The sequence below is a fragment of the Streptoalloteichus tenebrarius genome, assembly GCF_024171885.1.
In the GTDB taxonomy this organism is placed as follows: Bacteria; Actinomycetota; Actinomycetes; order Mycobacteriales; family Pseudonocardiaceae; genus Streptoalloteichus; species Streptoalloteichus tenebrarius.
Map to the genome: position 1 here is coordinate 72,775 of NZ_JAMTCP010000020.1, position 12,562 is coordinate 85,336.

General features: G+C 72.1%; 11 protein-coding genes. 5 read left to right on the top strand and 6 right to left on the bottom strand.

Annotated elements, in window-relative coordinates; translation table 11 throughout:
* Window positions 1–10 precede the first annotated feature (10 nt).
* The 4 genes from LX15_RS17685 to LX15_RS17700 form a co-directional block, all read right to left on the bottom strand.
* Window positions 11–1,501: a CoA transferase gene (locus LX15_RS17685; RefSeq protein WP_253670716.1), complete on the bottom strand. Its 1,491-nt coding sequence runs from the start codon at window positions 1,499–1,501 to the stop codon at window positions 11–13.
* A gap of 104 nt (window positions 1,502–1,605) precedes the next feature.
* The gene (locus tag LX15_RS17690) at window positions 1,606–2,586 is read right to left on the bottom strand and encodes a 3-hydroxyacyl-CoA dehydrogenase family protein (RefSeq protein ID WP_253670717.1); all 981 of its coding nucleotides are present in this window, start codon (window positions 2,584–2,586) and stop codon (window positions 1,606–1,608) included.
* A gap of 56 nt (window positions 2,587–2,642) precedes the next feature.
* The gene (locus tag LX15_RS17695; protein WP_253670718.1) at window positions 2,643–3,380 is read right to left on the bottom strand and encodes an acetoacetate decarboxylase; all 738 of its coding nucleotides are present in this window, start codon (window positions 3,378–3,380) and stop codon (window positions 2,643–2,645) included.
* A 16-nt stretch (window positions 3,381–3,396) separates the two neighbouring features.
* On the bottom strand, window positions 3,397–3,876 hold the full coding sequence (locus LX15_RS17700) for a MarR family winged helix-turn-helix transcriptional regulator (RefSeq protein WP_253670719.1): 480 nt from the start codon (window positions 3,874–3,876) through the stop codon (window positions 3,397–3,399).
* A gap of 337 nt (window positions 3,877–4,213) precedes the next feature.
* On the opposite strand from LX15_RS17700, the gene LX15_RS17705 reads away from it, so the two are divergent.
* The 5 genes from LX15_RS17705 (at window position 4,214) to LX15_RS17725 (ending at window position 10,101) form a co-directional block, all read left to right on the top strand.
* Window positions 4,214–5,413 carry an acyl-CoA dehydrogenase family protein gene (locus tag LX15_RS17705; RefSeq protein WP_253670720.1) on the top strand — a complete coding sequence of 400 codons (1,200 nt, stop codon included), beginning with the start codon at window positions 4,214–4,216 and terminating at the stop codon, window positions 5,411–5,413.
* 138 nt (window positions 5,414–5,551) lie between these two features.
* The gene (locus LX15_RS17710; RefSeq protein WP_372502746.1) at window positions 5,552–6,772 is read left to right on the top strand and encodes a CaiB/BaiF CoA transferase family protein; all 1,221 of its coding nucleotides are present in this window, start codon (window positions 5,552–5,554) and stop codon (window positions 6,770–6,772) included.
* Window positions 6,773–7,344: 572 nt separating this feature from the next.
* Entirely contained in the window at window positions 7,345–8,133 is a 789-nt protein-coding gene (locus tag LX15_RS17715; RefSeq protein WP_253670722.1) for a crotonase/enoyl-CoA hydratase family protein, read from the top strand.
* An 85-nt stretch (window positions 8,134–8,218) separates the two neighbouring features.
* Entirely contained in the window at window positions 8,219–9,133 is a 915-nt protein-coding gene (locus tag LX15_RS17720; RefSeq protein ID WP_253670723.1) for a LysR family transcriptional regulator, read from the top strand.
* Window positions 9,130–10,101, top strand: a complete 972-nt coding sequence (locus tag LX15_RS17725; RefSeq protein WP_253670724.1) for a LysR family transcriptional regulator — start codon at window positions 9,130–9,132, stop codon at window positions 10,099–10,101. Before LX15_RS17720 ends, LX15_RS17725 begins: the two co-directional genes overlap by 4 nt.
* 328 nt (window positions 10,102–10,429) lie before the next feature.
* Here the strand turns inward: LX15_RS17725 and cyaB are convergent, their stop codons facing one another.
* Both cyaB and LX15_RS17735 read right to left on the bottom strand, forming a co-directional pair.
* Complete coding sequence (cyaB, locus tag LX15_RS17730; RefSeq protein WP_253670725.1) at window positions 10,430–11,011, bottom strand: class IV adenylate cyclase; 582 nt, start codon at window positions 11,009–11,011, stop codon at window positions 10,430–10,432.
* Window positions 11,008–12,393, bottom strand: a complete 1,386-nt coding sequence (locus LX15_RS17735) for a class I SAM-dependent methyltransferase (RefSeq protein ID WP_253670726.1) — start codon at window positions 12,391–12,393, stop codon at window positions 11,008–11,010. The genes cyaB and LX15_RS17735 overlap by 4 nt, the downstream gene beginning before the upstream one ends.
* Window positions 12,394–12,562: the final 169 nt, after the last annotated feature.

Genomic DNA, 12,562 nt, shown 5'->3' on the forward strand with positions numbered 1-12,562 from the left:
CTCCTCCCGTTCAGCGCGGGAGCCAGACCGGGCTGCCCGAGCCGCGCGGGACGAGCACGGTTCGGAACCGACCCGGGGTCCCGCTCATCACGACCTGGTCGGTGACGCCCTGGTAGACGCCGCACGCGGTCTGGGCGGTGAAGACGTCCGGGTCCAGGTAGGCATGCTCCTCGCCCCGACCCGCGACCGCGTGGGCGTAGTCCCTGTCGAAGACGCCGAGACTGAGAATCCAGGCCGCGACCCTGGTCAGCGAGACGTGGACGCGGTAGCTGCCGCCCTCGGTCGCGCGCAGCATCAGCGCCCGGACGATGCCGGTGGTGGCCAGCCAGGACAGCACGTAGTCGTTGACCACCTTGATCGGCGGCAACTGGGGAGTGGTGCCGTCGCCTTCCAGGAACATCGTGCCGGTCACGCAGCCCGCGGACTGGTCGAAGCCCACCCGCCGCGCCCACGGGCCGGTCTCGCCGTGCAGCGAGACGTTGGCGTGGATGAGGCCGGGGCGGATCTCCGCCGCCTCGTGGGCGCTCAGCCCGATCCGCTCCAGGAACCCGCCGCGCCGGTTGGCGAAGAAGACGTCCGCGTCGCGCAGCAGGGACCGGACGAGCGCCGCGCCCTCCGTCGAGTAGGGGTCCACGGTGGCCGAGCGGACGCCCACGTTGGCCGAGTAGTAGGTGACGTCGTTCTCCCACTCGGTGGGCCGCCACAGGTTGAGGACGTCGGCGCCGTGTTGGGCGAGGTCCCTGCCGATGCCCGCGCCCGCGATGACGTGGCCCATGCCGAGGGCGCGGACGCCGTCCAGCGGCTGGGTCGCGCCGGCGGGCAGCGGCTCGGGGTCGCTGTCGCCGATCTTCTCGATCTCGATCAGCGGCAGGTGCGCGAGGACGTCGCGGTACTGGGGCTCGGCCAGGAACTCGCGCGTGGTGCGCAGCATCGGCATCACCACGCCCGCCTCCTCGCCGGCCCGCTCCAGCTCGGCCGCATCCCACCGGGCGATCGCCCTGGCCACGGCGTCCGCGTCGTCCCAGCACCGCAGCAGCCGCATGGTGGCACGCTTCAGGCCGGGGTAGATGTTGAGCGGCATCACCCAGCGGTCGTCGCGGGTCCGGTAGAAGGCCAGCGAGAACGGGCTGTTGGGGTCGTGGGGGGTTCCGGGGCTGAAGCCGTTGAGCTTCTCCCACCTGCGGTCGTAGAACGGGCACAACCGGTGCGGCGCCTTGCGCAGGTCCATCGTGATGTCCTGGCCGGCTCCGCCGCGCTGCCGCCACAGGGCGGCCAGCGCGACGGACTTGGCCGTCAGCCCGATCGCGGGGACGGCGCCCAGCCGCAGCGTGGACGGGACGACGGGGTCGGCGCCTCGGAAGGTGACGGCGCCGCCCGCGTCGGAGGCGGACAGGCCGACCCCGCCGAGCACCTCGTCCAGTGCGGCGTGGACGTCGAAGCCCTCGTCGGTGGTGAGCGGGTGCTCGACCGCGTCAATGATCTTCTGGGTCAGGTCGGACATGGTGCGGGTGCCTTACTGGGAGGGGTGCCGTCGCCGCCCGGCGTGAGGCGGCGACGGCGGTGGCGGTGGCGGCGGGCCGGGACGTGGCAGGCCGGCCGTGGGGATCAGGCGTCGGCCCGGGCCTCGTTCGCGCGGGCCTCGGCCAGCGCCCGCATCAGGGCGATCTGCGCGCGGTCGCGCTCGGCGGCCAGCTCGGCCACGCCGCGCGCGCCGAACGCCTCCCGCGCCTGCTCGGTGAGCCGGGCCAGGGTGGGCTCGTCGAACGACGGGGTGCCGAGACCGCGCCAGCCGTGCTCCATGCGACTGCCGAGGTGGCTGAGGAAGTGGGGGAGGCCGCCGGGGCCGCCGCCGAGGTGGAACGTCCGGAACGGGCCGGCCACCGCCCAGCGCAGCCCGATGGAGGAGGTGACGATCTCGTCGAGTTCGGCCTCGGTGACCACGCCCTCCGCCACCAGGTGCACGCACTCGCGGAACAGCGCGGACTGGAGGCGGTTGGCCACGAACCCCGGGATCTCCTTGCGCAGCACCTGCGGCTTCTTGCCCAGCGCGGTGTAGAAGGCGCGGGCTCGCTCCACCGTCTCCTCGGCGGTGCGCTCGCCGGGGACGATCTCCACCAGCGGAACCAGGTGCGGCGGGTTGAAGGGGTGGCCGACGACGAGCCGTTCCGGCCGCCGCAGCGCGGTGGCGATCTCCGAGGCCGGGATGCCGGAGGTGGAGGTGGCGAACAGGGCGTGGTCGGGCGCGGCCCGCTCGATGGTCGCCCACAGTTCCCGCTTGACCTCCACGCGTTCCGGCCCGTTCTCCTGGACCACGTCCGCGTCGGCCACGGCGGTGGCGAGGTCGGCCTCGAACCGGAGGTGGTCGGTCAGGCCCTCGGTGGGCAGGCCCAGGGCGTCGAGGGCGGGGCGCAGCTCGTCGAGCCCGGCGCGGACCGCGTCCTCGACGTCGGGCCGGGGGTCGGTGACGGTCACGGTCAGGCCCCTGGCCAGGAAGAGCCCGGTCCAGGAGATGCCGATGACGCCGGCCCCGACCACGGTCGCCCGACGGAAGTCGCTCAGGGCGTCGTGGACCTCTGTCCGTTCCATGGTGGTGCTTCCTTACTTCTCAGGAGAGATGTTGCGGCCCGCGTGGGGGCGGGCGGTCAGGCCGCGAGGTAGTCGTGCACGACCTCGGCGCGGCCCAGCGTGAGGTCGGTGAGGACGTGGCTCGCCGAGACGATCTCCAGCACCGGCAGGTCGGCGAGCGGGGCCAGGGCGTGGGCGTGGAGCTGGAGCCGCGCCGGCCCGGTCCACGCGCCCTTCACGGTGATGTCGGAGATCCGGGAGCGGACCAGCTCGCAGATCCTCGGCCGGCCGTCGTAGCCGGGCACGACCTTGAGCATGTAGGTGGGGACGCACAGCTCGGCGCGCGCGGCGTCGGGGTCCATAGGTCGGTGCTTGTAGCCCATGGTGGCCGTGGCGACGCGCAGGCTGCCGTAGTCGAGGGTGCCGACCAGGGTGTCGGAGTCGACGTACAGCCGGGGCGCGCCCAGCTTCTTGGGGTAGGCGCTGAGTTCGCGGCCCGAGGCGATGGCGGGGAGGCTGTCGACGTACATGGCGAGGTTGAACTCGCCGGGCTCGCCGTCGTGCTCCACGGCGACGACCTGGCCGGACTCGGTGTAGTCGCCCAGTCCCGTCACGTCCGGCATCCGCATGACCTCGAACCGCACCAGGGGTTCCGGCACCCGGAGGGGTTCGGGGACCACGGCGCGCAGCGCGTCGGGGTCGGTGCGGTAGGTGATGTTGAGGTATTCGCGGTCGGTGAACCGGTACGGGCCCTGCGGGTAGGCGGGCGCGTTGAGGGGCGTGGAGAGGGTCCGGAGGACCTCGTCTGCGCGCATGGGTGCCTGGCCTCACTCAGTCCGGGGGTTCGGTCGCCTCCCTGGCGGCCGTGGTGTGCGCGGGCGCCTCGTCGGCGGGTCCCGCGTTGTAGCGGGTCAGCAGCGCGCGGAGGGTCGCGACCTCCTCGGGCGTCCAGTCCCGGGTGCGGCGTCGGACCTCGCGGCGCATCTCGATGTCGGCCTCGGCCAGCAACTCGCGGCCGAGGGCGCTGGGCCGCAGGAGCAGCACGCGGCTGTCGGCGGGGTCCAGCTCGCGGACGATGAGGCCGGCCCGCTGGAGGTCGGCGACCTGGCGACTGATCGTGGACTTGTTGAGCCCGGTCAGCTCCACCAGGTCCCCGGCGCGCACCCCGTCGTGCTCGGCCATCTGGCTGAGCAGCGCGTAGCCGACGAAGCTCAGCTCGGGGCGCAGGCGTCCGGCGTTGATCCGGACGCGTCGGGTGAGGGTGACCAACTGGCGGATCAGGCCGGAGATCTCCTCTTCGGGCCTCGACATGCGAGCCCTCCACCTGCTGACATCGCGCTGACCACTGGTGTTGCAGTAGCCAACTGGTTTGATAACGCAACCATACGTCCGGCTTCCGTGAGCCGTCAAGACCATCTCGGCTACCGGGCGAGCCATAGGAAACGCCTGGGGGTAGCCCTGAAGATTGGTCTTTGATCTATCGGCTCGCCGGGCGTCCACTGGAACTCGACGGAGCGACGGCCCCCGCGCCGACCAGCCAGCGTCACGTCCCCGACAGGTGGGACTCGTGATCTTCCTGGGTATCCGCTCCCGCACCCGGCCGGCCGCCCGCCGGCCGGCGCCCGGTCCCGCCGAGGAAGGACGACCCATGTCCAGGCAGCAGAAGAAGATCGACCCGGCCGCCGTGGAAGGCGACTTCTTCCGGGTCAAGGACCTCCTGTCCGACCAGGAACGGCGGACCCTCGACCGCGTCCGCGCCTTCCTGGCCGAGAAGGTGGAGCCGACCGCCACCGAGCTGTGGGCCCGCGCCGAGTCCCCGCTCCACCTGGTGGACGCCATCCGCGAGCTGAACATCACCGGGCTGCCCGGCGACGCCCCCGGCGTCGACGAGCGCGGCCCGCTCCTCAACGGACTGATCAGCATGGAGATGGCGCGGACCGACCCGTCGTTCGCCACCTTCTACGGCGTCCACAGTGGACTCGGCATGGGGTCGATCCGCGAGTGCGGCTCCGACGAGCAGCGGGAGCGCTGGCTGCCGGAGATGGCGCGCTGGACCAGGATCGGCGCCTTCGCCCTCACCGAGCCGCTGGTCGGCTCGGCGACCGCCGGCGGCCTGCTCACCACCGCCCGCCGCGAGGGCGACACGTGGGTGCTCAACGGCGAGAAGAAGTGGATCGGCAACGCCACCTTCGCCGACCTCGTGGTCGTCTGGGCCCACGACGAGGCCGACGGCCAGGTCAAGGGCTTCGTCGTCGAGAAGGGCACACCCGGGTTCACCGCGCGCAAGCTGGAGGGCAAGATCGCGCTGCGCGGCGTGCAGAACGCCCACATCGTCCTGGACGACGTCCGCGTGCCCGAGGACAACCGGCTCCAGCGCGCCAACTCCTTCCGGGACACCGCCCGCGTCCTGAAGGTCACCAGGGGCGGCGTCGCCTGGTTCGCCATCGGCTGCTCGATCGGCGCCTACGAGGCCGCCCGCGCCTACGCCGTCGAGCGCGAGCAGTTCGGCCGGCCCATCGCCAGCTTCCAGCTCGTGCAGGACCTGCTGTCGCGCATGCTCGGCAACATCACCGCCTGCCAGGCCATGGCCGTGCGCATGGCGGCGCTCCAGGCCGAGGACCGGCTCAGCGAGGCCCAGGCCGCCATGGCCAAGATGTTCTGCACCACCCGCATGCGGGAGACCGTCGCCTGGGGCCGGGAGATCTTCGGCGGCAACGGCATCCTGCTGGAGCACAAGGCGGCCCGCTTCTTCGCCGACGCCGAGGCGCTCTACTCCTACGAGGGCACCCGCGACATGAACTCGCTCATCGTCGGTCGTGCCGCCACCGGTTTCAGCGCCTTCGTCTGATCTCCCGCGCCGCTGGCCTCCCGTTTCGGCGGTCTCCCGCTCCGCTGGTCCCCGCGCCACCCCGCGAGACCGCGCATCGCCGGGCGACCCACGTCCTACCGTCTCCACGTCCCAAGGGAACGAACACTCATGTCCACTGTGTCCAGTGCGTCTGCCCCCACCGGGGCCGGCGCGCCCGCCCGCCCCCTCGACGGCCTGCGCGTCATCGACATGGCCGGCGTCATCATGGGCCCCTACGCCTGCCAGATCCTCGGCGACCTCGGCGCCGACGTCATCAAGATCGAGCCGCCGACCGGCGACGTCATGCGCCGGCTGCACCGCAGGGACGCCGACAGCACCGGGGCGCTCGCCCTCAACCTCAACCGCAACAAGCGCAGCGTCCGCCTCGACCTGAAGACGCCCGAGGGCCGGCAGGCGGCGCTGGACCTCGTCGCCACCGCCGACGCGCTGATCACCAACATGCGGCCCCGCGCCCTGCGCAAGCTCGGCCTGACCTACGAGGACCTCGCCGAGACCAACCCGGGGCTGGTCTACTGCAACGCCCAGGGCTTCCGCTCCGACTCGCCCGCCGCCGACTACGCCGCCTACGACGAGGTCATCCAGGCCTGCACCGGCATGGTTGACCTGATGCGGCGCACCACCGGCAAGCCCTACTACGTCCCCACGGCGCTGGCCGACAAGGTGTGCGGCCTGACCATCGCGTACTCGGTCCTGGCCGCCCTGCTGGGCCGGCAGCGCACCGGGAAGGGACAACACGTCGAGGTGCCGATGGCCGACACCATGTTCGCCTTCACCCTCGTCGAGCACATCGGCGGACTGGCCTACGAACCGCCGGCGGGACCGGTCGGCTTCCCCCGCTCCCTGGAGCCCGGCCACGCGGCGTTCCCCACCAGGGACGGCCACGCCTGCATCCTCCCGTACAGCTACCGCGACGCCGACGCGTTCTTCGCGTTCGTCGGCCACCCCGAGGAGATGGACCGCTTCACACGGGAGAACTTCCAGTCCAAGGTCGGCGAACTCTACGAGGTCCTCGCGCTCTACACCGAGCAGCACACCACGGCGGAGTGGGAGGCGTTCTGCTCCGAGCACAGCATCCCGTTCGCGCCCGTCATGGACCTCGACCACGCCGGCGAGCACGCGTACTGGGCCAAGGGCGGCATGCTCGACGTCCAGCAGCACCCGCGTGAGGGCGGATACCGCGTCATCGGCAACCCGGTGCGCTTCTCCGGCGAGACCGGGGGAGTGCGCCGCCACTGCCCCGAACTGGGCGAGGACACCGAGTCCGTGCTGTCCGAGATCGGCTACAGCCCGGAGCGGATCGCGGCCGTGCTCGACGCGTCAACGCCGCCCGCGAGCTGACGCCCGCGAGCTGACGCCCGGGGCCTGTCTCCAAAGCCAGATGAGCAGGATGGCCAGATGGCGTGATCACGTGGCTCACGGTGCCCGCCGCACGTTTCGTCCTCGCCCCCTGTGGGGGGACGCGGAGGTGCGGCGCGCCGGCGGCGTGCTGGTGGGCGCGCACGGTGCTGGAGCCGACCGGGACCTCCCGGTCACGTCGGTTGATCACCCTCGGCACAGCGCCCGCACACCTGTCACCAGAGTGGTCAGGGTTCCCGCGCATGACCAGCGCCAGAACCGGTTGTCGACACCTCTTCCAGGGCTGGCCTGTGCCGTTCCGGCAGGTCACGCCACACCCGTCTTCGCGGTGACCCGCGCACTGCCGAGCAACGACCGTTGCCGTCCCGCAGGGTTCGGCGGCGACCATGCCGGCCGGCGGCGAACCAAGCCGTGCGGGTGCCGAGCCCCGGAGCTTGGGGGTGCCGCCGCTCTCGTCCGCTGGCTCGTGCCGAGCCCTCTCCCTCGAAGACCACAGCTCCCTACAAGGCCACATCGGACGCGCACCCGCGTCCGCCCTCCTGGAGGAATCCGTCGTGTCCAGCACCGAACACCCGCCCGAGACGTCGGTGGTCCGCACCGAACGCCGCGACCACGTCCTGATCATCACGCTCGACCGTCCCGAGGTTCGCAACGCGGTGGACCGCCGCACCGCCGAGGCCCTCGCCGCCGCGCTCGACACGCTGGACGCCGACCCGGCGCTGCGCGTCGGCGTCCTCACCGGCAGCGGCGGCGTCTTCAGCGCGGGCATGGACCTGAAGGCGTTCGCCCGAGGGGAGAGCCCCGTGCTCGCCGGGCGCGGCTTCGGCGGGCTGACCAGGGCCACCCGCACCACCCCGCTGATCGCCGCCGTCGAGGGCTGGGCGCTCGGTGGCGGCACCGAGATGGTCCTCGCCTGCGACCTCGTCGTCGCCGCCCGCGACGCCTCCTTCGGCCTGCCTGAAGTCACCAGGGGCATCGTCGCCCCCGAGGGCGGACTGGTCCGCCTTCCCCGCCGTGTCCCGCGCGCGGTCGCCGCCGAGGCACTGCTGACCGGCCGTCCACTCAGCGCGGAACGCGCCGCCGCGTTGGGCCTGGTCAACCAGGTGACCGAACCCGGGGAAGCCCTCACCGCGGCACTCGCGCTCGCCAAGACGATCGCGGCCAACGCGCCGCTGGCCGTCGCCGCCGTCAAGCGGGTGCTCGACCAAGGGGCCGACCTGCCGGAGGCCGAGGCGTTCCGTCTCCAGGACGAGGTGGTCGCCGAAGTCCTCCGCTCCGAGGACGCCGCCGAGGGCGCGCGGGCCTTCGCGGAGAAGCGCCCGCCGCGCTGGCGAGGGCGTTGACCCTGTGGCCTGAGCACCGGAACGACCGTGGGACCGACATGCGACCGATCCGAACCAGCGCCTCCCGGCGGGTACGGTGCGGAAGATGAACGCCCAGCAGTTGGCGTACTTCCTCGCCGTCGCCGAGCACGGCAGCCTCGGGCACGCGGCGACGGCCATGAACGTGGCCCAGCCGTCGCTGTCCCAGGCTCTCGGCGCGCTGGAGCGAGAGATGGGCACGCCCCTGCTGCACCGGCTCAACCGGGGCGCGGTGCTGACCCCGGCCGGACGCGTGTTCGTCCCGCACGCGCGGCGACTGCTGCGGGAACTGCGGCGCGCCCGCGACGTCGTCGACCAGTGCGGCGGCGTCCTCGCGGGTGTCCTCGACCTCGTCACCACGCCGCTGTTGGCCGTCGACCCGGGCGCCGGCCTGCTCGGCCGCTTCCGCACGCTGCATCCCGACGTGCGGGTGCGCGTCCACATGGCCGACGAGGACGCGGAGGTGCCGGGCATGCTCACCGGGGCGCGCGCCGAGGTCGCCCTGACCTACCTGCCGCTGAACGAGCCGGGCCTGGCTGTCGAGGAGCTGGGCGTGCACGAATTGCTTGCCGTTCTCCCTCCCGGCGGGCCTGACCTGCCCGACCCGCTGCCGGTACGGGAGCTGGCCGACCGCGAGACCGTGAGCGTCACCGGCGGCGGCCGGCAGCGCCAGCTCGTGGTCGAACATCTCGCCGCCCACGGCGTGCGGCTCCGGGTCGTCGCCGAGGTCGCCCACCGGGAGATGGTGGTGCCGCTGGTGCTCGCCGGCGCGGGAATGTCGTTCCTCCCCGGGAAGATGGCGGAGTGGGCGGCCGGGCAGGGCGCGCGGACCCGCAGGCTGGATCCGCCGCTGCGCCAGCCCTACGGCCTCGCCCACCTCCCCGGCCAACTGACGCCCGTGGGTGCGGCGCTGGCCAACCTGGCCCGCCGGCCGGCAGGGCGCGACGACGCGGGAACCGAGACGGGGGAGGAGTGGGCATGACGGCCCCGAGACGCCACTCGGAGCTGCCCTTCACCGACCTCAGGCAGGCCGAGTACTTCCTGGCGGTGGTGGACAACGGCGGCATCACGCCGGCCGCGGAGTCGCTGCGCGTCGCCCAGCCGTCCCTCTCGCAGGCGATCAGGGTCATCGAACGCCGGGCCGGCGTACCCCTGTTCACCCGCATGCCCCGGGGCGCGGTGCCCACGGAGGCGGGCGCGGCGTTGGTCGAACCGGCCCGACGTCTGCTCCGCGCCCGCGCGTCGGCGCGGGAGGCGGTGGCCGACGTGGCGGCGCTGCGCACCGGACGCCTCGAACTGGTCGCCCACGCGTCGGTGACCGCCGACCCGCTCGCCCTCGCGATCGGTGTGTTCCTGCGCGCCCACCCCGGCATGGACGTGCTGGTGGAGAACGCCCAGGACGACGAGGAACTCGTGTACGCCCTCACCGACGGTCGGCACGAACTGGCGGTGACCTACCTCCCGCTCCCGCAGACCTCGTCGTTGGTCAGCGAGGAGCTGGGCTGCCACGACATCTGGCTGGCGGCGGCCCCTGGCACGCGCCTCGACCCCGGCCCGTTTCCGCTGGCCGACGTCAACGCCCTGCCCCTGGTAGCTGTGATGCACGGAGGGTCGGCGCGCCGCGCCGTCCGGCAGGCCCTCGCGGAGGCCGAACGCCACCTGACGGGCGCGGACACGGCCGGCACGCCCCGCGCGTGGGCCGGGGTGGTCACGCCGCAACTCGGGTCCGTCATCCCGCTGGTGCTCGCCGGCGCCGGCGCGGCCCTGGTAGACCGGTGGTACGCCGAACGCATCGCGGAACTGGGCGGCGTCGTGCGCCCCCTCGAACCCCGCGTGCGGTGCCCCTTCGGCGTGAGCCACCGCAAGGAGCCGCTGTCCCCGGCATCCCACGCGTTCCTGGACGTCCTGCGGGATGTCTGTGCCGCCCGCCCTGACCGGTCGCCACGGTAGGGAGTCCTGCCGGACGGAGGAAGCCACGCTCTCATTGTCCTCAGAGGACGATCTCGCCTGTTCGTCTCCGTCCTCAAAGGACGGTCACGGTCGAGTATCAGTCCACTGAGGACACCCGTGTCGCTCTCGGTGGACACCGGCGAGAGTCGCAGCCCGAGGATGCAGCGGGTGAACAGGTCCATCGCGATGGGGGGATGCGACACGGTACCGGCGACGCTACGTTCGGGCGTACACGGAAAGAGGTCCCAGACAGCGCGAAGTCGGGGGTCCCGATTCCATCGGGCACGCTCCCGGCTCACTTCCGGCCGCGTCCGCGGCCCGGCCGGCATCACCCGTGGTGTAGCGCGCTGCGCTGGTCGTGCTGGAGCACGAGATCGCGGTAGGGCAGGCGCACCACCGGGCGGTCCGCCAGGTCGAGCTGCCGCTCCACCTCGGCGAGACGGCTGGTGGCCTCGGCCAGGTCGTCGGCCATCACCTCGACCTCGACGAACGCGCCGACCCCGACGATGAGGTCGATGACCACGGTGATGGTCTCGTTGTCCGGGTGCCGGTAGGTGGTGCGGGTCTTGTCCACCTGACACAGCCGGACCATGCCCAGGGTGTCGAGCAGGGTGTTCGCGGCGGTGGCCTGTTCGGCGAGGACGACATTGGTCTCGCGCTTGGCGATGATGTCGGCGGCGGAGTGGGTGTCCTTTGTGGACGCAGGCTTGTAGGTGATCTCGGCGAACCCGTCGCGCCGCCGCACCCGCAGGCACTCGACCGTGGCCAGGAAGTCGCGGTCGGGGCGACTGTAGTAGGTGTCAACCTCAACGCTGGTGCCGCTCTCGTGGTAACCGGCGGCGACCAGCCTGGCCGTCACCCCGGCCGGGTCCGCGAGTTCGCGTTTGCGTTCGACCTCGATCACGCTCATGGTGTCCCGTTGTCTCCTCGATTGATCGCGGCGTAGATGCGGGCCAGGCTGGGCTTGCCGCAATGATCCCGCACCACGTCGAACGCCCGCCGCAGCGACGCGGTGTCCTCACGGGGAATGTTGCGGAACAGGACCAGATGCTTGGCATCGGGCAGCGGATTGGCCAACCGCTTGCCCAGGAACCGGTTGTAGTAGTGCCGGTCCACCCGCGCGATATCACCGTCCTGGGCGGGCAGGAGCAGGGTGTCGGTGCCGGCCTCGGCCGAGTGCACCGCGAACGCGGTGAGCAGGTGGTCCAGGGTCAGGTAGGCGTAGGTTTCGCGGCCCTCGCGCAGTAGCCATGACTCCCACACCCGCGCGCACTCGGCGTCGCCCGCCTCAGCGGCGCCGAGAAACGCGATCAGCGCGACGTCGGTGAGCAAGTCGAAGATGTCGCTGTCGATGGTGTGATGGTCGCCGTAGGGCTCGCTCATCGCCGCCAGCATGATCTGGCGCTGCTCGGGGAGCCGGCTGACCTTGTCGGTGAGCCGGTAGTGCACCCGCTTGTGGCCGGCGCGGAAGTCGATCCAGTCGGCTGCCAGCTCGCCGTCCAGCACCGGGGTGAACCCCAGCGCCCCCGACCGCCATACCTGGTCGCGGAAGGTGAGGTAGTGCCGCTGAATCTCGCGGAACAGCCCGACCGGCGCGGTGATCACCGCACAGGTCGCCGGGTCCAGCTCGGAGACCGGCACGATGCGGGAGTTCTGCCGGGCCACCAGCTCATCCTCGGCATGGTGGTAGGGGTGACGGCCCTCGGACAAGTACTGCGGGGTGAACATCCGCAGGAACGCCAACCAGGACCGCGAGTTGTAGGACTGGATAACCCGCTCGTGCAGTGACGGCGCCTCCACCCCGAACACATCGCGGTAGCAGAAAAACCCACCCGGCGTCAGCACGGCCGGCAGGGTGCGCATCATCGCGTGCAGGCCGGGATAGCCGCCGCCGTAGGAATAGACCTCGTGCAGCAACGCCGAGGCCGAGATGACCTCCACCGGCTCGACCAGCAAGTCGGCGAGGTCCTGGGCGAACCCGTGACGCAACACGCACTCCCCGACCCGGTTGAACCGCTCAACAGCCTCGGCCAGCGACCGGGACACCACGCCCGGTGCCTCGATCAACGTCAGCCGCACCCCGCGGTCCTGGTGAGGCTCGGCGGCGAGTTGGGCGGCAAGGTGGTCCACGGCCGCCCCGCCGCCGGGACCGATCTCCACCACGTGCGGCCGGGCCGCCTCGACCCGGCCGAGCGCGCGGTGCACCAGCAAGCCCTTCTCCGCGCCGTGCGCGTTGGCCGCCACGTCCAGGTAGCCGGCCTCGGACTTGTGCTCGCGGGCAAAGTTCAGCATCCCGCGGTCCTCAGCGAGGTCGAAGGCGCGCACCGCTGTATCACCTCGGTTCGGTTCGCAGGTTGCGCAGGCCGTCGCGGACGCGACACAGCAGGTCCAAATTGGTAGCGGGCAGACGGCTGTTGTCCCATCGGAGGCGGAGCTGCTGGTCGCGGCCGGCGGACCGGAA